Here is a 17,528-nt window from a genome sequence, read left to right as displayed (position 1 = left end):
GTGGCGTGTGGGTTGTCGAGAGTTCTGACGAACCTTCTTCAAACCCGTTTATGAAGTCGCCGGTCCGCTCCGGATCCGCTCCGGAGGGTGATCCTGTATAACGAACGGCAGGGGATATGCGCGTACGAGGGGAGGGGTGGCCGATGAACAGGAACTGGGCGACGCTGCGTCCCGCCCTCGCGCTGCTCTTCCTGCTCGTCGAGGTGGCGCTGCTCGACACCGGCAGCCTTTCCGCCACCGTCGCCCTCGCCGCCACCGCCGCGGCCTCGGCCGCCCTCGCGCTCTGCGCCGTCGTCGCCTCGCGCTGCGTGCCCGCCGTGCCGCGCACCCGGGTGCGTACGGCCATCCGCGACCGGGACCGGCGCACGGCGTTCCTGCCACAACGCGATCCCGATGCCCGGGGACGCACCCGGCCCCGGGCACCCGGTCACGCCCTCCGGGCGACCGTCGCGCAGGGGCACCTCCCCATCTGAAGTGACCCCGCGCGGGTCGTCATGCCGCCCTGACCTGTTCCGGCACGACGAGACCCCCGGAGGGCTCACCCATGTCCGTCTTCGCCAGCCTGGTCGAGCACCTTGCCGACCTGCTCCAGCCGCTGTTCGGCGCCTCGGCCGCCGCCGCGGCGATCGTCCTGTTCACCGCGCTCGTACGCCTCCTCGTCCACCCCCTGTCCCGGGCCGCCGCACGCGGCCAGAAGGCCCGGACCGCACTCCAGCCGAAGATCGCCGAGCTGCGCGAGAAGCACGGCAGGAACCCCGAGAGGCTTCAGAAGGCCGTGCTGGAGCTGCACGCCGAGGAGAAGGTGTCACCGCTGGCCGGCTGCCTGCCGGGGATGCTCCAAATCCCCGCGTTCTTCCTGCTCTACCACCTGTTCTCCAGCGACACGATCGGCGGCGAGACCAACGGGCTGCTCGGCCACCAGCTGTTCACGGCGCCGCTCGGGGAGCGGTGGACGGACGCGCTCGACGGCGGCCTCCTGAGCAGCGCGGGGCTGGTGTACGCCGTGCTGTTCGTGGTCGTCGGGTGCGTCGCCGCGTTCAGCTACCGGCTCAGCAAGCGCATGATGGCCGCGAACCCGGCCGCCCGGGCCGGTGAGGGAGAGCAGTTGCCGGGGCTGGGGGCGGTGAGCCGGGTGATGCCGTTCATGTCGTTCTTCACGCTGGTCACCGTGGCCGTCGTCCCGCTGGCCGCCGCGCTGTACGTCGTCACCAGCACGACGTGGAGTGCCGTCGAGCGGGCCGTGCTGTACCGGTGACCGGGGGCGGGCTCGGTCCAGTACGTGAACGGGGTATTGCGGAGTGCACCGCGAGCTTGGACGATCGACCAGTCCTCCGATGGCTCTGCCCCGCCGCATCCGGGTCGCGCGCATCGGTCGGGCGCCCGCGATCGAGGGAGACTGATCATGAAGCTGCTGCGAGTCGGTACGGCCGGGGCGGAGCGGCCCGCGCTGCTCGACGCCGACGGGTTCCTGCGCGACCTGGCGGGCGTCGTCGCGGACATCGACGGCGCGCTGCTCGCCGACGAGGAGGCGCTCGGCCGGGTCCGGGCCGCCGCCGACGCCGGTGACCTGCCCGTACTGGACGCCACCGGGCTGCGGGTCGGGCCGCCGCTGGGGCGGATCGGCAAGATCGTCTGCATCGGGCTGAACTACCACGACCACGCGCGTGAGACCGGCGCGGAGCCGCCCGCCGAGCCGGTCGTCTTCATGAAGGCGCCGGACACGGTGGTCGGGCCGCACGACACCGTCCTCGTGCCGCGCGGGGCCCGCAAGACCGACTGGGAGGTCGAGCTGGCCGTCGTCATCGGACGTACGGCCAGGTACCTGGAGTCCGCGGAGGAGGCGCTCGCGCATGTCGCCGGGTACGCCGTGGCGCACGACGTGTCCGAGCGGGAGTTCCAGATCGAGCGGGGCGGGACCTGGGACAAGGGAAAGAACTGCGAGACGTTCAACCCGCTCGGGCCGTGGCTGGTGACGGCGGACGAGGTGCCGGACCCGCAGAACCTGTCCCTCAAGCTGTGGGTCAACGGGGAGTTGAAGCAGGACGGGACGACCGCTGAGCAGATCTTCCCGGTCGGGGAGGTCGTGCGGTACCTCAGCCGGTTCATGACGCTGTACCCGGGCGATGTGATCAACACCGGGACGCCGGCGGGGGTCGCGCTCGGGGCACCCGAGCCGAAGCCGTTCCTGCGGGCCGGGGACGTCGTGGAGCTGGAGATCGAAGGACTCGGGCGGCAGCGGCAGCAGTTCAAGGATGCGTAGCGCCTGAGGGGCGGGGAGCTGCGCAGCCTCGGCGACCGCGGGCTCGTCGCGGCGGTTCGCGCAGTTCCCCGCGCCCCTGAGGACGTCAGTCCAGCAGGGCGGCCAGCTCGCGCCACGCCTTCCTCGGGAGGGCGTCGCGCGGTTCGCCGTCCACGATCTGGAGGGCGACGTGGTCCGCGCCCGCGTCGAAGAAGGTGTCGATCTTCGCGCGGATCGCCGTGTCGTCGCCCCAGGCGAACAGGGAGTCGACCAGGCGGTCGCTGCCGCCGTCCTTCAGGTCGTCCTCGGTGAAGCCGTGCCGGAGGAAGTTGTTGGTGTAGTTCGGCAGGGGGAGGTAGATCTCCAGGAACTCACGGGCCAGGGCGCGGGCGCGGACCGGGTCCGTCTCCGGGACGACGCCCAGCTCCGGGGCCAGCAGCGGCCCGTCGCCGAGGATCTCGCGGGCGTGCGCCGTGTGCTCCGCGGTGACCAGGTACGGGATCGAGCCCGCCGCCCGGTCGCGGGCCAGCCGCAGCGACTTCGGGCCCAGGGCGGCCAGCAGCCTGCGGTCCTCCGGCACCCCTGCGGCGTCCAGGCCGTCGAGGTGGGCGACCAGAGCCGAGTAGGGGCGGGCGTACTGCTCCACCCGCTTGGCGTGGCTCACTCCGAGGCCCAGCAGGAAACGCCCGGGGTGGGACGACTCCAGGTCCGCGAAGGCCGACGCGGAGGCGTCCGGCTCGTGCTGCCAGATGCTCTGGATGCTGGTGCCGACCTTGATCTTCGAGGTGGCCTCGATGAGCGGGGCGGCGTTGGCGGCGGAGCTGTTGCCGCCCAGCCAGAGGGCGTCGTAGCCGAGTTCCTCCAGTTCGGCGGCGGCCTCGGCGAGTTCGCCGCGGCGGTCCGCGTCCTCCGAGCGCAGGCCTACGCTCCAGATGCCGTAACGGCCGAAGGTCTCCTTCGGGGAGGTGGTCATCGGTGGGGGTCCCTCCGGTTGGGGCTCCGTGCTTGATCACGCGTACAGGGGTGCCAACCGGAGGGAGTCCCCGCTCATTCCATGACGGCCCGGGGGCTGTCCGTCATCAGCGCGTGATTCCGTACTTCTTCAGGATGCCTTCCGCGATTGCCACGAGCTCGCTGAGGCCGGGCCCGACGGGGCCGTCGGCGCGAGTGGCCGAGCCGGCCGGCTTGTGCGGGGTGGAGACGGGTGCGGCGTGGGCGGCCGGGGCGGCCAGGGTGAGGGCGGCGGCGGTGAGCGCGGCGGCCGAAATGATCTTCTTCATGCTCTGCAGAACGAGCCCTGCCGGGCGCAGGGCACGGGCGGTGCGCCCGATCGGCGCATCGGGGACCCGCAAGACTCGGTTCCCGATCGAAGACGTCCTCGTCCGCGCAACGAGAGGCGTGGCCGTCGGGGACATGCTCTAGCGGTCCAGGAAACGCTCCAGCGCCTCCACCACCATCCGGTGGTCGTCGAGTTGCGGCAGTCCGGAGACCGTCACCGCGCCGATCACGCCCACGCCCTCGACGGTGATCGGGAACGAGCCGCCGTGCGCCGCGTAGGTGTCGGGGTCCAGTCGGGAGGACTCCTCGAACGTGCTGCCCTTGGCGCGGAAGCGGGCGCCGACCAGGTAGGAGGCGGAGCCGTAGCGCTCGACGACCCGGCGCTTGCGGGCGATCCAGGCGTCGTTGTCCGGCGTGGAGCCGGGCAGTGCCGCGTGGAAGAGCTGCTGGCCGGAGCGGTGGATGTCGATCGCGACCGGGGCCTGCCGCTCCCGGGCCATCTCGACGAGGAGCGAGCCGAGCGCCCAGGCGTCATCGTTCGTGAACTGGCGGAACACCAGGACGCGTTCCTGCTTCTCCAGCTCCTCCAGGCTCGGGGTGAGTTCCGGGTGGAACTTCGGGGTGAGCGCCTGGCTGTGCGAGGGGTTGCTCTTGTGGGTCACAGGGTCACCGTCACCTTCTCGAGGGCCGAACGGCGAGCGGCCTGAAGAACGTCCAGGGCGGCGGCCGCTTCCCGTGCGGTCACCGGGTTCGGGGCGCCCTCCAGCAGGGCCTTCGCCACGCTCGCATAGTAAGCGGGGTAGTCGCCCGGGAGGGTGGGTTCGGCGCGTCCGCCGCCGCTGACCGGGGACTCGCCGGAGCCCACGCGGCCCCACAGCGACTCGGGCTCCGCACCCCAGCCGGGACCGGGGCGCAGGCCGTCGCGGAGCGCCGCCTCCTGGGGGTCTAGGCCGTACTTGACGTAGCCGGCGGTGGAGCCCAGGACGCGGAAGCGCGGGCCGAGTTGGGCGGTCGTCGCGGAGACGTAGAGGTGGGAGCGGACGCCACTGGTGTGCGTGATCGCGATGAAGGTGTCGTCGTCGGTCTCGGCGCCCGGGCGGCGGATGTCCGTCTCCGCGTACACGGTGGCCGCCGGGCCGAACAGGACCAGCGTCTGGTCGACGACGTGGCTGCCGAGGTCGTAGAGCAGACCTCCGATCTCTGCGGGGTCGCCGGACTCCCGCCAGCCGCCCTTCGGCTTCGGGCGCCAGCGCTCGAAGCGGGACTCGAACCGCCACACGTCGCCCAGCTCACCCTCGGCCAGCAGCTTGCGCAGGGTCAGGAAGTCGTTGTCCCAGCGGCGGTTCTGGAAGACGGAGAGGAGCAGTCCGCGTTCCTCGGCGAGGGCGGCGAGTTCGCGGGCCTCGGCCGCCGTGCCCGCGACGGGCTTGTCGACCACGACCGGCAGGCCTGCCTCCAGCGCGGTCCTCGCGAGCGGCACGTGCGTCTTGTTGGGGGAGGCGATGACGACCAGGTCCAGCTCTGCGGCCCGGTCGAACAGCTCGTCCGGTGTGGCCGCGAGACGGACGTCCGGGAACTCGCCACGGGCCTGCTGCTGCCGTTCCGGGTCGGAGGTGACCACCGTGTCGAGGGTGAGGCCCTCCGTGGCGGCGATCAGCGGGGCGTGGAAGACGGAGCCGGCGAGGCCGTAGCCGACGAGGCCGACGCGGAGGGGCGAGCCGGGGGCTGCGCCGAGGGGTGTGCCAGTCATGCCACCCACTTTCGCAACGCTGTTGCCAAAGTGCAAGCGCCGGGGACAATGGGGGCGTGGACAGGGCGGACGACCGTACGGGCGGAGTGGGCGGTATGCGCGGGGCGGGAGCTGCCGGGGCTGCGGGTACGGCCGGAATCGGAGCTGCGGGAGCAGCCGGTAGGGCCGGGGCGGCAGCTGCGGGAGCAGCCGGTCCCGCCCGGGCCGGAACAGCCGGTACCCCCACCGGGGCCGGGGGCGGCGGGGTGAACCTGCTCTCGCTGCGCAGCCACAACGCCGCGCTGCTGCTCGACCTGCTGCGGACCGCCGGGGGCGAGGGCATCAGCCGCCTCGAACTCGCCGAGCGGACCGGGCTCACCCCGCAGGCCGTCAGCAAGATCACGGCCCGGCTGCGGGAGGACGGGCTCGCGGCGGAGGCCGGACGCCGGGCGTCGACCGGGGGCAAGCCGCGCACGGTGCTGCGGCTGGTGCCGGAGGCCGGGCACGCGGTCGGTGTCCATCTGGACCGGGACGAGGTGCGGGTCGTGCGCGTGGACCTGCGGGGGACCGTGGTGGGTCAGCGGCGGGCCGCACTGGATCTGGGGGCGGGGTCGGAGGCCGTACTGGCTGCGGTGCGGGATGCGGTGGCGGGGGTGTTGCCGGCCGGGAGCGACGAGGCCTCCCCGGAGGGGCCGGCGGTGCTCGACCCGTCCCTGCTCGGGGTCGGAGTCGCGTTGCCCGGGCCGCTCGATCATGGGCGGGGCGTGCTGCACCGGGTGACCGGTTTCCCCGAGTGGGACGGCTTCCCGCTGCGTGCGGCGCTGGCGGAGCGGCTCGGGGTGCCGGTCGTGGTCGACAAGGACACCAACGCGGCGGCCCTGGGCCTCGCCGCCGGCGGTGAGCGCGGTTCCTTCGCGTACCTGCACCTCGGCACGGGGCTGGGGGCCGGTCTGGTCATCGGCGGCAACGTGCACCGGGGGGCCAGGACCGGGGCCGGGGAGTTCGGCCACCAGGTGATCCAGCTCGACGGCCCGCCCTGCACCTGTGGGGACCGGGGCTGCGTCGAGGCCCTGTGCCTGGGTGCCGTGGCGCGCGGCGACCTGGGCGAGGCGGCACGGGTGCTGGGGGCCGGCGCGGCGAACCTCGTCGGGCTGCTCGACATCGACGTCGTCCTGCTCGGCGGCCGTACGGTGGCGACGGCTCCGGAGGCGTTCGTGGCCGGGGTCGGCGCGGTGCTGCAGGCCCGGGCCCGGCGGACGGGCCAGGACGCCGTGCCGGTACGCCTCGCCGCCGGGGGAGACGGGGCCGTGGCGGTGGGGGCGGCTCAGCTGGTGCTGGGGCCGGTGTTCGGGCGCGGCGGAGGCTGAGACGGGGGGCGGGCAAGGCAGCTCCGGCCGGGCGCGGCGCCGGTCCGGCAACTCCGCGGCGAAGAGACGAGACGAGACGAAGAGACGGTAGAGGCTGAGAGAGCGATACGGCCCTCGCGCGCAGGCATAGCGGCTTCGCGCCAAGCCACTGGTATGCCGTCAAGCCCCGGAACGCCGCCAGGGGTGTCCGCCGACCGGGCGGATGCGCGCCGCCGTTCGGGGCCGGTTCGCGGCGTCGTCGTCTCGTGAGCCGCTCCGCTCGGAATGTCACATCATCATGCGACTCTGCACGCCCGCTCACCTCTGCCTGGCGGCGGCAGCGGCGGCCGCCGTCCTGCTGCCCGGTGCACATCCGGCACTGGCGGCGGACGCCCCGGCGCCCGCCTGTGCCGCGCCCGACGACCACACCTTCCCGCTCACCACCCGCATCCACGGCGGCCCGGACTCCTACACGGCCGGCGGCGGATTCGGGACCTGGTCCGTCGACCTGACCAACACGACCGACCGGACCTGCGCCGAGATCCACCCCGTCGTCGTACTCGTCGACGGCAAACGGGCCCTGGAGCCGTCCCAGCCCCGCCTCGAGTTCTTCGAGGGGGAGCACGCCCACCCCGTGCGGTTCGAGAAGACCGGCGAGGACGAACTCGTCGGGGCGTTCGGTGGCGAGGAGGACGGCTTCGCCGGGTTCACCGTCGGACCGGGCGACACCGTCACCGTGAAGGTGCGGCTCACGCTCACCTCGGACGCCGTGCCCAACGAGGTCACGGCCAACGCCGCGGTCGTGCAGCGGCACGACGACGACGGCGACTGGGTCGGGCAGTCGAACGACTACCGGTTCCGCGTCGAAGGGGACGGGCCGGGCACCGACACGGACGCCGACAGGGACGCCGACACGGACGCCGATACCGACACGGACGCCGATACCGACACCGGCACCGACACCGACACCGACACCGGTACGGAATCCCGCCCCGACTCCGACGCCTCCGTCCCGCCCCGCGAGGACCGGTTCCCGTTCGCCGAGGAACTGGCCCGGACCGGCACCGGCACCCGGGTCGCCGCTGCCACCGCGGTCCTGCTGCTCGCCGGCGGCGCGGCACTGCTCGTCGTACGCCGCCGCCGCGGAGATCCCTCGGGAAGGCCCTGAGAGGCTGCCGAGGTCCCGGGTACGCCGTCCCGCCAGTCGGGACGCCGTACACGGACCGTTCCGCAAGATCCCGCCACTGTCTAGGCTGGGTCGCACGCTGGACCGCGTACGGCAGGAGATCCCGCACATGGCAGACCGCAAGCCCATCGAGTCGTGGCTCACCGACATGGACGGTGTTCTCATCCACGAGGGCGTTCCGATCCCCGGCGCCGACGCCTTCCTGAAGAAGCTCCGCGAGTCCGGGAAGCCCTTCCTGGTCCTCACCAACAACTCGATGTACACCCCGCGCGACCTGCACGCCCGGCTGCGCCGCATGGGCCTGGACGTGCCGATCGAGAGCATCTGGACCTCGGCCCTGGCCACCGCCCAGTTCCTGGACGACCAGCGGCCGGGCGGGTCGGCGTACGTCATCGGCGAGGCCGGGCTGACGACCGCGCTGCACGACATCGGCTACATCCTGACCGACCACGAGCCGGACTACGTCGTCCTCGGCGAGACCCGTACGTACTCCTTCGAGGCCATGACGAAGGCGGTGCGGCTCATCCTCGGCGGTGCCCGGTTCATCTGCACCAACCCCGACGAGACCGGCCCCTCCACCGAGGGCCCGCTGCCCGCGACGGGCGCGGTGGCCGCGCTGATCACCCAGGCGACCGGCAAGAAGCCGTACTTCGCGGGCAAGCCGAACCCGCTGATGATGCGGACCGGGCTGAACGCCATCGGGGCGCACTCCGAGACCAGCGCGATGATCGGCGACCGTATGGACACCGACGTGCTGGCGGGCATGGAAGCCGGGATGCAGACGTTCCTGGTGCTCACCGGCCTGACCCGGCCCGAGCAGGTCGAGGACTTCCCGTACCGTCCCTCGCAGGTCGTGGACTCCATCGCGGACCTCGTCGACCGGGTCTGACACCGGGCCCGGCTGCGGGGCGGGACTCAAACCCTCGGTCACCCGTGCGGAGCAACTGCCGCGTCCCTGAGGATGCGGTGGCCCACCGGGCGGGGGAGGCTCCAGGCGTCTGGAGGTTCACGATGGGTTCCCTGAGAGTCACTGTCTGTACGAGCGTCCTGGCCGTCGTCGCCCTCGCACCGGTGGCGTACGCGACGGACGCGGGGAGCGTGTCGGTGACCCCGGTACGCCCCCTCCCCGGCAGTGACGTCACGCTCCGTGTGACCGGCTGTGATCGGCGAACGGCCGTGGCCGCCTCGTCGGCGTTCGTCGCGGACGCGCGGCTCACCGTGGCCGACGCCGGAGAGCTCGTGGGTGACGGCCGCGTCCGCTCCACGGTCCAGGCGGGTTCGTACGCCGTGCGGGTCACCTGCGGTGCCACGCGGCGGACCGGCACGTTCACCGTCCGGGGCGGCGAGGCACGACAGGGGGCGGGAGGACAGTCCGGGGCCCCGCGGGCAGCAGTGCCAGGGCCCCCGCCGTCCGCCGCGCCCGGTGCCGGCGGCCGGCCACCCGCGCCCGGTGAGGGCGGACAGCCCCCCGGGCCCGGCAACGGCGGACAGCCACCGGACCCCGCCAAGGGCGGACACCAACCCGTCCCCGGTAGGGGCGGACAGCCGCCCGTGCCTGAGAAGGGCGGACAGCCTTCCGCGCCCGGCGTCGGCGAGGAAGCGTTCCCCTCCCGTCGGCCCGGCGCGCCCGCCTCGCCCGTCGCTCCCGTCCAGGCGGGGGGCGGCGGTGCCGCAGACCACCTCGCCGCCGAGGAGCGCGGCGCCGGTCCCGGTGCGGCGCAGGGGGTGACCGGACTCGTGCTCGCGGCGGCGGCCGCGGCGGTGGCCGTCGCGCTGCGCGGGGTCCGCCGGGGCCGCGGAACGGACTGACCGACCATGCACGATCACGATCACGTTCACGTTCAGAGACGTTTCTCGGGCACCGGCCGCCTGCTGACCGGCATGGCCTGGGTCGTGCTGCTGCTCGGACTGTGGCTGTGGGGCCGCGAGGTCACCGAGATGCGGCACGGCATCTCGGCGCCCGCCACCGGTGACATGGCGGCGGCCGGACGGCCCCCGGACATCAAGCTGCCGCCGGAGCACCGCCCGCTGGGCGACGCGCTGCCGCAGCGCATCGACATCCCCGGGCTCGGCGTCCAGGCCCCTGTCGTCGCACGCGGTCTCGACGCACGCGGAGCCCCCGACCCGCCGCCGTACGACCAGCCGGGCGTGGTCGGCTGGTACGCCGGTGGGGTCGCGCCCGGGGCGCCCGGTACCGCGCTGATGGTCGGTCATGTCGACACCGAGTCCCGGCCCGCCGTCTTCTACCGGGTCAGCGCCATGCGTCCGGGCCAGACGATCCGGGTGGTCCGGGCCGACGCGAAGATCGCCGAGTTCACCGTCGAGTCCGTCCAGGTCCTCACCCGCGACCGCTTCGACGCCCACCAGGCGTACGGGCCCCGCGAGTCGGACCGGGCGGAACTGCGGCTGGTCACCTGCGGCGGCAGCTTCGACCGTACGACCCGCAGCTACACGGCGAACGTGGTCGTCTCGGCGTACCTGACGGGAACCGGCCCTTAGAGCCTCTGCGTGACCGGTGCGGCCACCCGGCCCCAGAGGCCGGATGACACCACGTCCCGATACGGTGGCGCTGCGTCATCACGCCGGTGGGGTTCGTCTCATGGGCGGCGCGGGACGTATGTCAGGATTGAGACTTGGAACGGTGCACCCAAGGGGGAGTTGGATGTACGGCAGCAGGGGGGCCGGGGCGTTCGCGGGGAGGCGGATGTCCGCAGTGGTGCTGGGGGCGGCACTGCTGGTGACGGGGTGTTCCTCCTCCGACGGAGGAGACGGAACGGACGAGCGCGGCGACGCGGGCGCCGGGATCACCCAACAGCCCAAGGAGAAGGCGCCCTTCTGGGTCAACCCGGACGGGACGGCGGCCCGGCAGGTCGTCGCCCTGGAGAAGTCCGGCAAGAAGCAGGACGCCGAGCAGATCCGCAAGATCGCCGAGCAGCCGGTCGCCGAGTGGGTCGTCCCGGACGACCCGCAGCAGCAGGTCCGGGGCTTCACCGAGGCCGCCGACAAGGCCGGCCGTACGGCGCTGCTCGTCCTCTACAACATCCCGCACCGCGACTGCGGCCAGTACTCGCAGGGCGGCGCCGCCGACGGCAACGCCTACCGCGACTGGATCGACGGCGTCGCCGCGGGCATCGCCGACCGGCCCGCCACGATCGTCCTGGAACCGGACGCCCTGCTGCACCTGGTCGACGGCTGCACCCCGGAGCAGTTCCACGAGGAGCGCTACGACCTCCTCAAGGGCGCCGTCACCAAGCTGAAGTCGCTGGAGAACACGCGGGTCTACCTGGACGCGGGCAACGCCGGCTGGCAGAACCCCGACCAGATCTTCGAGTCGCTGAACCGCGCGGGCATCGCCCAGGCCGACGGCTTCTCGGTCAACGTCTCCAACTTCTACTCCACCGAGGACTCCATCGCCTACGGCAAGAAGCTCTCCGCCAAGGTCGGCGGCAAGCACTTCGTCATCGACACCAGCCGCAACGGCAAGGGCCCTTACAACGCCGGCAAGCCCGACGAGCGCTGGTGCAACCCCCCGGGCCGCTCCCTGGGCGAGACCCCGACGACGAAGACGGCGGACCCGCTGGTCGACGCGTACCTGTGGGTGAAGCGGCCCGGCGAGTCGGACGGCGAGTGCAAGGGCGGCCCGAAGGCGGGCCAGTGGTGGGCGGACTACGCGCTGAAGCTGGCGAAGGCCACCGCCTGACGGGCCGGCCCGGAGAACCGGACCGGCACATACGAAAGGGGCGCCCTCCTCACGGAGAGCGCCCCTTCGTCGTGCCGTCGGCTGTCAGGGCACCTTGACCCACTGCGCCTTGCTCGGGGTGCCGTCCGCGTCCGTCACGAACAGCATGTACCAGCCCGCCTGGACCAGGTTCCGGTTCTGCGGCACGGTCACCGTGAGCTTGTCGCCGGACGTCTTGAAGTCCAGGGCGATCGACCGCTGGTCGATGTCCGTGACGTGCGTGGCGGCGCTCGGCCGGATCAGCCGGACCTTCTTGACCTTCGCCGCGTCCGACGAGGTGAACGTCCCCGTGGAGCCGCGCTCGATGGTCTGCGGGCCGCCCGACAGCGAGGGCCGGTCCGCGTCGCCGTACAGGTAGGGCGGCGTGTAGATCTCGATGCGCTGTTCGAACACGCCCGGCTTGGTGTTGGCCTTGTCGGCGTAGAGCGAGTCGGAGCCGAAGAACATCACGCGTCCGTCGGGCAGCAGGATCGACCCGGAGTGGTAGTTGCGTCCCACGAGCGGGTCGGCGACCCGCCTGAGCTCGTTCTTCTCCGCGTCGTAGAGCCGCGCCTCGAAGATGTTGGAGTCGCCGCGGCCACGGTAGTCCTGCGAGCCGCCGGAGATCAGCACGCTGTCGTCGGGCAGCACCGAGACGTTCGGGTAGCGGGTGCCCTTGTCCAGGGACGGGCCGTCCACGAAGCGCGGGTCCGGCTTCTTCAGGTCGACGATCCGGGTCTTCTCGCTGGACTTCTCGGACTCGCCGACGCCGCCGCCACCGACCACCATGTACTTCTCGTCCTGCGCCGGCGGCAGCAGCACCGTGCCGGACGTCTCCATCAGGGTGGGGTCGCTCAGGCCCGGGATCTTCGAGAACTTGTTGGTGTCGACGTCCCAGACGCCCGGTTCACGGCCCACGTTGTCCGGCCCGTAGCCCGCGTTGGACCCCGAGTAGAAGACCTTGCCGTTCTGCATGAGGAACAGCGCCGGGTAGGTCGGGAACTGCCGGACCTTGCCGGTGTAGGCCCACTTCCTGGTCTTCGGATCGAAGACCTCGTTCTTGCCCGGGACCAGCTGGCCGATGTCGTCGAGGCCGGAGACGCTGAGGATCTTCCCGTCGCTCAGGGTGGTGAGCGTCGGGTACCAGCGGGCCTCCTTCATCGGGTCGACCTTGATGTACTTCTCGGCCACCGGGTCGAACTCGAAGGCGTCCCGGATGCCCTGGAAGTCCTTCTTGTCGAGGGCGAGTTTCTGCGCGATGCCGTAGGTGTTCTTGGCGTCGGCGCCCTTGAGGCCGTGCACGCGGTAGTTGTCCTGCGTGCCCGTCTCGTACTTCTTGCCGCGCTGCTGCGCCTCGACGTAGATCCGGCCGAGGCCGGGGTCGTTGCGCAGGAACCTGCCGGTGGCCTTGTCGAACACCTTCTTCGCGCGCGGCACGAGGACCGGGTCCTTGGAGACGAAGGTCTTGCCGTTCTTCTTGCCGGTGAACGTGGTGCCCGCGGGCAGGGTGATCGGCGCGTCCGGGTTCTCGTTGTGGACGATCATCAGGCCGCCGGCCTTGGTGACGTCACCCTGGAGCTTCTCGTAGCGCTTGGTGCCGCCCGCGATCAGCAGATTGCCGTTGGCGAGCTGGGTGTGGCCGGTGCAGAACAGGTCGGCCGGCGTGGGCACCTTCTTGACGGTGCCCTTGACCGGGTCCCAGATCCGGGTGTCGAACTTCTTCGCGTCGAAGTTGTCCTGGTTGTTGCCCGACCCCGCGACCAGCAGCACCTTGCCGGTGCGCAGCAGCGCCGCGTGGATGGTGTTCTGCCGGTATTCCTCGGGGAAGTCGACTATCTCCCACTTGCCGTTGGCGGCCTTGTACTCCGGTTTGTTGATCGTGTACTGGTGGTATTTCTCGGTGCTGAAGCGGTAGAGCCACGGCCCGTTCATCCCGGCCAGCGCGAGTACCACCGCCGTGCCGATCGCGAGTCGACGGGCCCGGCGGCGGCCTGCACGGTCGTTCATTCCTTACGTCCCCCAAGTCCACCAAGGGCGATCTGCATGGTCTGGTCGGATCCCCCGACCTCCCCGTGTGCGCCCGGGGTAGCGGCCCACGAGGGCTTGTGCTGCGGGGTGTGCCCCGACGGCTGCTGCGGGATGGGCAGCGGCTGCGTCCGGGGCGGCCCCGCAGGGTCCTGAGGCTGTCCCGCGGCGTGGGCGGCGGGCTTCTTCGCGTCCTGCCGCAGCTGCCAGCGCCAGGCGAACACCGGCGAGGCGGTGATCAGCAGCGCGAACGTCGCCCAGATGATCATCGCGGGGTGGGAGTGGCCGAAGGCGAAGCCGGCCGCGATCGACCCGCCGAAGATCGCGACGAAGTACCAGTGGTAGCGGAACGTGCCGAACCAGCGGTCCGGGCTCGCCGAGTCGCCCTTGGGCGTCACCACGAACTTGCTCTTGCGCCGCAGCACGGCGTCGAACAGCGCCTTGGCGTACAGCGGCGCCGACAGCGCGGACATCACCATGCCGGCCACGCCGCCGGAGCCCTCCGGCTCGTGCGGCGAGACGTTGTGCCGGCGGTTCCAGACGTACAGGCCGATCTGCAGGGCCGAGGCGTTGCCGTAGAGCATCAGCCACACGGCCGGGTCGATGTTCACACCCGAGGCGCCCAGGCCCAGGAACAGGCAGCAACTCAGCGCCGCCAGGATCCAGTTGAGGGCCGACATCGGGTAGAAGATGATCATCATCGTGTAGTTGAAGAGCTTGCTCGGCGGCAGCGAGTACCAGCCCTTCCAGTACTGCCCCAGGATCGTCTCGTACGTCCCCCGCGACCAGCGCATCTGCTGGGTGAAGAAGTCCGTCCAGGCGCTCGGGCCCTCACCGACCGCGAGCACGTCCGGCGTGTACACCGAGCGCCACTTCCTCCCCGTCGCCGGGTTCTTGTGGCGGTGCATCTCGAAGCCGGTCGCCATGTCCTCGGTGATCGAGTCGTACAGGCCGCCGATCTGCTTCAGGGCCTTGATGCGCACGGCGTTGGACGTGCCGACGAACATCGGGGAGCCGTAGCGGTTGCCGGCGCGCTGGATCAGCGCGTGGAAGAGGAACTGCTGCGACTCGGCGGCCTTGGTGATGGGGTTGTCGTAGTTGCCGTAGACCTGCGGGCCGATGACGAAGCCGACGTCCGGGTCGCGGAAGAAGCCGAGCATCCGCTCCAGGTAGTTGGGCAGCGGCACGTGGTCGGTGTCGACCGAGGCGAAGAAGTCGTAGTCGTCGCCGTGTGCCTCGAGCCAGGCGTTGTAGTTGCCGTGCTTGGTCTTGGCGCGGTGCGGGCCCTTGGCCTGGTTCCACTTCGCGACGCCCTTGCGGGAGAAGTGGTGCACACCGAGGCGCTCGCAGACCGCCTTGACGTCGGGGTCGTCGCCCTCGTCGAGCAGCCAGACGTGCATCAACCCGCGGTGGCGGATCCTGACGGCCGCCTCCAGGGTCTTCGTCACCATCTCCAGCGGCTCCTTGCCGGGCACGAAGGAGGTGAGGAAGGCCACTCTCGTGCCGGTCTCGGGCACCACCGGGACCGGGTCGCGGGCCACCAGCGTGGCGTGCGCGTTCGACAGCACGTTCATGCAGCGGAAGAACTCGATCAGGCCGATCGAGACGAGCATGACCATGTCGAGAGCGGGCAGCCAGTCGAAGGCGGGGTAGTCGCGCTCGGTCCAGTGCTCGGGCTGCAGCAGCCAGAACAGCAGCACCAGGGACAGCACCGGGGCCGCGGCCAGCATCAGGGCGACGCGGATACGGTGCGGCTCCTGCGAGATGAGCGAGCGGTACTGCACCTTGTACGGCTTGTTCGGATCCGGCTGGGTGAGGGGGCCGGCGAGCCGGCTGTAGTGCTCGTAGTCGTATCTCGGCAGCGTCTTCTTGATCCGCCGGAACGTCCCCGTGGTGCTCATCCGGTGCGCCGGCACTCTGAGCTGGGTGGTCTGGGACGGGTCGTTTTCCTGCCGGGCACCCGTGGGCCTCGACGTCATGAGTCATCCCCCCACACGCGGACAGCCGCGTGTTTCGTAGCTTCGTACCGCCTGCTGCTGGTCCCCCTCGACCTTCACAGACGTATCAGTGGTGGGTCGCAGTCACCACGTCATCCACACCCTATAGACACGGCAACGCGACCTTCCGGTTGCATGATGCCCCCCACGGCATCGGTTCATGAACGGGGCCCCTATCCCCGCCCAGCCCGCAACCGGCTCCGAATCCCCCCAACTGCCGCGAAATCGCGGCATCCCGTAAAAGCAGAGAACCAAGGTTCTACGGCGCTCATCATGATCGCAAGATGCGAAACACGGTGGTCACCGGTCATACGCGTTCATTGTGGCGGGTGTGGGGGCCCTGTGGAGGCGTTGTCGAAAGGCGGGCGCGGATGTTGCCGAAGTGCTCTCTTATGGCCTCCTCCGCCCGCATCGAGTCGCCGGACCGCACCGCGTCGACGATCTCCCGGTGCTGCCGGCAGGTCACCTTCGGGTCCTGCGGCTCACCCCCCAGATCCGTGCGGACCCGGTGGAAGGCGTCCCAGAACGCCTCCAGGACCTCGCACAGCAGCACGTTGTCCAGCCCCCGGTAGAGGGTGGCGTGAAAGGCCCGGTCGGTCTCGGCGAGGCCGGCTCCGCGCGCGGCCTGCTCTTCCATACGGTCCACGAGCGCGTCCAGTTCAAGCAGATCCGCTTCCGGCATCCGCCCGGCGAGGCGGGACACCAGCCCCGTCTCCATCGCCTCCCTCAGCTCCAGCAGCTGGAGCAGGGAGTCCTCGCCCCGGGAGTGCCCGGCGACCGTACGGAAGGCGAGCCCCTCGATCATCGGGGCCAGGGACATCGGGCCGACGTAGGTGCCGAAGCCGTGCCGGATCTCCACGATGCCCATCGCCTGGAGCGCCTTCAGGGCCTCCCGCACCGAGTTCCGGCTCGCACCGAGGTGCTCCATCAGCTCGGGCTCGGTCGGCAGCGGGGCCCCGGAGGCCAGCCGGCGGTCGATGATGAGCTTCTTGATCCGCTCTTGAAGGTCACGCGCTGCCATGGCCAGAGGGTATCCGGCCAGGCCCGGACGGGGGCCTTGCAAGGAGAGGTCGGCGCACCGTGACGCCGAGTGGAGGGGGTGTGGGTGGCGGATCCCCCGTCGCGCGCGGCGGAGCCGCGCAGAAACGACGATGGCGGCTCGTGTTCGCGCTTTCCGCGAACACGAGCCGCCATCGACAACGTGCGCCGCCAGGGACTCGAACCCCGGACCCGCTGATTAAGAGTCAGCTGCTCTAACCAACTGAGCTAGCGGCGCCTGCTGACGTCGTAGACCTTAGCATCCTGGTCGGCGGGAGGAAAAATCGAAATCCGCACCGCTGAGCGGGCTGCCCGGACGGCCGCCCAGAGCAGTACTTCGGGGCCGGGGAGCCAGGGCTGACGGGTGTCGGGGGCGACGAGCCAGCGGGAAGCGGAGCGCGTGGCGGAGCGGGCGGGGGCGGTGGTTCCGGCGGGTGCCGGGCCGGTGGGGGCGGGGCTGTCCGAGAGGGCTGGGGCGGCGGGGGCAGGGCCCTCCGAGGAGGCCGGGGCCGCGGGGGAGGTGTCCTCCGAGGGGGCCGGGACGGTCACCGCGTCGCCCGTGCCGTGGCACAGCAAGGGCGGTACGGCGTTCACGGCATTCGTACGGCCGGCCTCCCGGCTGTCCCGGCCCTGCTCGCGGGTGCCCCACTCCTCCCACTCCAGCAGTACGGGGAGCCGCTGCGCCGTCCCCGGGGCGGCGAACAGCAGCATCCGGCCCCGGAACTCCGCGACCGGCCCCGAGCCCGGGCCGTCGTCCCACAGCCGGTCGAGCATGCGCCGGCCGAACATCGCGGGCGCGCTGACCACGTCGAAGACCGAGCCGCAGGGCAGCACGACCGGCGCGTCCGGCCGCTCCTCCCAGAGGGCGAGCGTGCTTCGTGGATACGTTCCTGCCGAGGCGAGCCAGGCGGCCCCGTCCGGGGTGACATCGGAGGCGTTCCGTGCGCTGCTCATGGCATCCATGTCTACCCG

The 17,528-nt window shown here is 71.5% G+C and carries 17 protein-coding genes and 1 tRNA gene; 9 read left to right on the top strand and 9 right to left on the bottom strand.

Going from position 1 to position 17,528, the window contains the following annotated elements:
* Positions 1-143: 143 nt before the first annotated feature.
* The 3 genes from AB0B29_RS03775 (at position 144) to AB0B29_RS03765 (ending at position 2,260) form a co-directional block, all read left to right on the top strand.
* Positions 144-473 (top strand): DUF6412 domain-containing protein, encoded by a 330-nt coding sequence (locus AB0B29_RS03775; RefSeq protein WP_362233486.1) that lies wholly within the window; start codon positions 144-146, stop codon positions 471-473.
* A gap of 71 nt (positions 474-544) precedes the next feature.
* Complete coding sequence (locus AB0B29_RS03770) at positions 545-1,255, top strand: YidC/Oxa1 family membrane protein insertase (RefSeq protein ID WP_362233483.1); 711 nt, start codon at positions 545-547, stop codon at positions 1,253-1,255.
* Positions 1,256-1,402: 147 nt separating this feature from the next.
* Positions 1,403-2,260 carry a fumarylacetoacetate hydrolase family protein gene (locus AB0B29_RS03765; protein WP_362233480.1) on the top strand — a complete coding sequence of 286 codons (858 nt, stop codon included), beginning with the start codon at positions 1,403-1,405 and terminating at the stop codon, positions 2,258-2,260.
* Between the two features lie 85 nt (positions 2,261-2,345).
* Here the strand turns inward: AB0B29_RS03765 and AB0B29_RS03760 are convergent, their stop codons facing one another.
* From AB0B29_RS03760 to AB0B29_RS03745, 4 genes are all read right to left on the bottom strand, one after another.
* Positions 2,346-3,212 (bottom strand): LLM class F420-dependent oxidoreductase, encoded by an 867-nt coding sequence (locus tag AB0B29_RS03760; RefSeq protein ID WP_362233477.1) that lies wholly within the window; start codon positions 3,210-3,212, stop codon positions 2,346-2,348.
* A 106-nt stretch (positions 3,213-3,318) separates the two neighbouring features.
* A complete protein-coding gene (locus tag AB0B29_RS03755) occupies positions 3,319-3,519 on the bottom strand; it encodes a hypothetical protein (protein ID WP_362233474.1) in 201 nt (66 codons plus the stop codon).
* Between the two features lie 138 nt (positions 3,520-3,657).
* Entirely contained in the window at positions 3,658-4,179 is a 522-nt protein-coding gene (locus AB0B29_RS03750; RefSeq protein WP_362233471.1) for a heme-degrading domain-containing protein, read from the bottom strand.
* The gene (locus AB0B29_RS03745; protein ID WP_362233469.1) at positions 4,176-5,267 is read right to left on the bottom strand and encodes a Gfo/Idh/MocA family protein; all 1,092 of its coding nucleotides are present in this window, start codon (positions 5,265-5,267) and stop codon (positions 4,176-4,178) included. Before AB0B29_RS03745 ends, AB0B29_RS03750 begins: the two co-directional genes overlap by 4 nt.
* A gap of 95 nt (positions 5,268-5,362) precedes the next feature.
* Between AB0B29_RS03745 and AB0B29_RS03740 the strand changes: the two genes are divergently transcribed.
* The 6 genes from AB0B29_RS03740 (at position 5,363) to AB0B29_RS03715 (ending at position 11,478) form a co-directional block, all read left to right on the top strand.
* Entirely contained in the window at positions 5,363-6,613 is a 1,251-nt protein-coding gene (locus AB0B29_RS03740; RefSeq protein WP_362233918.1) for an ROK family transcriptional regulator, read from the top strand.
* 277 nt (positions 6,614-6,890) lie between these two features.
* A complete protein-coding gene (locus AB0B29_RS03735) occupies positions 6,891-7,760 on the top strand; it encodes an LPXTG cell wall anchor domain-containing protein (RefSeq protein WP_362233466.1) in 870 nt (289 codons plus the stop codon).
* A gap of 127 nt (positions 7,761-7,887) precedes the next feature.
* Positions 7,888-8,667: an HAD-IIA family hydrolase gene (locus tag AB0B29_RS03730; RefSeq protein WP_362233463.1), complete on the top strand. Its 780-nt coding sequence runs from the start codon at positions 7,888-7,890 to the stop codon at positions 8,665-8,667.
* A 122-nt stretch (positions 8,668-8,789) separates the two neighbouring features.
* Entirely contained in the window at positions 8,790-9,587 is a 798-nt protein-coding gene (locus tag AB0B29_RS03725; RefSeq protein WP_362233460.1) for a hypothetical protein, read from the top strand.
* Between the two features lie 6 nt (positions 9,588-9,593).
* Positions 9,594-10,277: a class F sortase gene (locus AB0B29_RS03720; protein ID WP_362233457.1), complete on the top strand. Its 684-nt coding sequence runs from the start codon at positions 9,594-9,596 to the stop codon at positions 10,275-10,277.
* Between the two features lie 163 nt (positions 10,278-10,440).
* On the top strand, positions 10,441-11,478 hold the full coding sequence (locus tag AB0B29_RS03715; protein WP_362233454.1) for a glycoside hydrolase family 6 protein: 1,038 nt from the start codon (positions 10,441-10,443) through the stop codon (positions 11,476-11,478).
* A gap of 84 nt (positions 11,479-11,562) precedes the next feature.
* Here the strand turns inward: AB0B29_RS03715 and AB0B29_RS03710 are convergent, their stop codons facing one another.
* From AB0B29_RS03710 to AB0B29_RS03690, 5 genes are all read right to left on the bottom strand, one after another.
* The gene (locus AB0B29_RS03710; RefSeq protein ID WP_362233451.1) at positions 11,563-13,503 is read right to left on the bottom strand and encodes a kelch motif-containing protein; all 1,941 of its coding nucleotides are present in this window, start codon (positions 13,501-13,503) and stop codon (positions 11,563-11,565) included.
* Entirely contained in the window at positions 13,500-15,500 is a 2,001-nt protein-coding gene (locus tag AB0B29_RS03705) for a glycosyltransferase family 2 protein (protein ID WP_362233448.1), read from the bottom strand. Before AB0B29_RS03705 ends, AB0B29_RS03710 begins: the two co-directional genes overlap by 4 nt.
* A gap of 325 nt (positions 15,501-15,825) precedes the next feature.
* The gene (locus AB0B29_RS03700) at positions 15,826-16,539 is read right to left on the bottom strand and encodes a FadR/GntR family transcriptional regulator (protein ID WP_362233445.1); all 714 of its coding nucleotides are present in this window, start codon (positions 16,537-16,539) and stop codon (positions 15,826-15,828) included.
* Between the two features lie 181 nt (positions 16,540-16,720).
* A tRNA-Lys gene (locus AB0B29_RS03695) sits at positions 16,721-16,794 on the bottom strand.
* Positions 16,785-17,510, bottom strand: coding sequence for a bifunctional DNA primase/polymerase (locus AB0B29_RS03690; protein ID WP_362233442.1), 726 nt, complete (start codon positions 17,508-17,510; stop codon positions 16,785-16,787). Before AB0B29_RS03690 ends, AB0B29_RS03695 begins: the two co-directional genes overlap by 10 nt.
* Positions 17,511-17,528 lie beyond the last annotated feature (18 nt).

The organism is Streptomyces tibetensis (assembly GCF_040647715.1).
Classification (GTDB): domain Bacteria; phylum Actinomycetota; class Actinomycetes; order Streptomycetales; family Streptomycetaceae; genus Streptomyces; species Streptomyces tibetensis_A.
Note: the sequence above shows the minus strand (reverse complement) of the source record. Positions and strands in the feature narration are given on the sequence as shown.

Bases quoted from the DNA above. Each gene is read 5' to 3' on its own strand.
- AB0B29_RS03775 (WP_362233486.1), top strand. From the start codon at position 144: ATGAACAGGAACTGGGCGACGCTGCGTCCCGCCCTCGCGCTGCTCTTC.
- AB0B29_RS03770 (WP_362233483.1), top strand. From the start codon at position 545: ATGTCCGTCTTCGCCAGCCTGGTCGAGCACCTTGCCGACCTGCTCCAG.
- AB0B29_RS03765 (WP_362233480.1), top strand. From the start codon at position 1,403: ATGAAGCTGCTGCGAGTCGGTACGGCCGGGGCGGAGCGGCCCGCGCTG.
- AB0B29_RS03760 (WP_362233477.1), bottom strand. From the start codon at position 3,212: ATGACCACCTCCCCGAAGGAGACCTTCGGCCGTTACGGCATCTGGAGC.
- AB0B29_RS03755 (WP_362233474.1), bottom strand. From the start codon at position 3,519: ATGAAGAAGATCATTTCGGCCGCCGCGCTCACCGCCGCCGCCCTCACC.
- AB0B29_RS03745 (WP_362233469.1), bottom strand. From the start codon at position 5,267: ATGACTGGCACACCCCTCGGCGCAGCCCCCGGCTCGCCCCTCCGCGTC.
- AB0B29_RS03740 (WP_362233918.1), top strand. From the start codon at position 5,363: ATGCGCGGGGCGGGAGCTGCCGGGGCTGCGGGTACGGCCGGAATCGGA.
- AB0B29_RS03735 (WP_362233466.1), top strand. From the start codon at position 6,891: ATGCGACTCTGCACGCCCGCTCACCTCTGCCTGGCGGCGGCAGCGGCG.
- AB0B29_RS03730 (WP_362233463.1), top strand. From the start codon at position 7,888: ATGGCAGACCGCAAGCCCATCGAGTCGTGGCTCACCGACATGGACGGT.
- AB0B29_RS03725 (WP_362233460.1), top strand. From the start codon at position 8,790: ATGGGTTCCCTGAGAGTCACTGTCTGTACGAGCGTCCTGGCCGTCGTC.
- AB0B29_RS03720 (WP_362233457.1), top strand. From the start codon at position 9,594: ATGCACGATCACGATCACGTTCACGTTCAGAGACGTTTCTCGGGCACC.
- AB0B29_RS03715 (WP_362233454.1), top strand. From the start codon at position 10,441: ATGTACGGCAGCAGGGGGGCCGGGGCGTTCGCGGGGAGGCGGATGTCC.
- AB0B29_RS03710 (WP_362233451.1), bottom strand. From the start codon at position 13,503: ATGAACGACCGTGCAGGCCGCCGCCGGGCCCGTCGACTCGCGATCGGC.
- AB0B29_RS03705 (WP_362233448.1), bottom strand. From the start codon at position 15,500: ATGACGTCGAGGCCCACGGGTGCCCGGCAGGAAAACGACCCGTCCCAG.
- AB0B29_RS03700 (WP_362233445.1), bottom strand. From the start codon at position 16,539: ATGGCAGCGCGTGACCTTCAAGAGCGGATCAAGAAGCTCATCATCGAC.
- AB0B29_RS03690 (WP_362233442.1), bottom strand. From the start codon at position 17,510: ATGAGCAGCGCACGGAACGCCTCCGATGTCACCCCGGACGGGGCCGCC.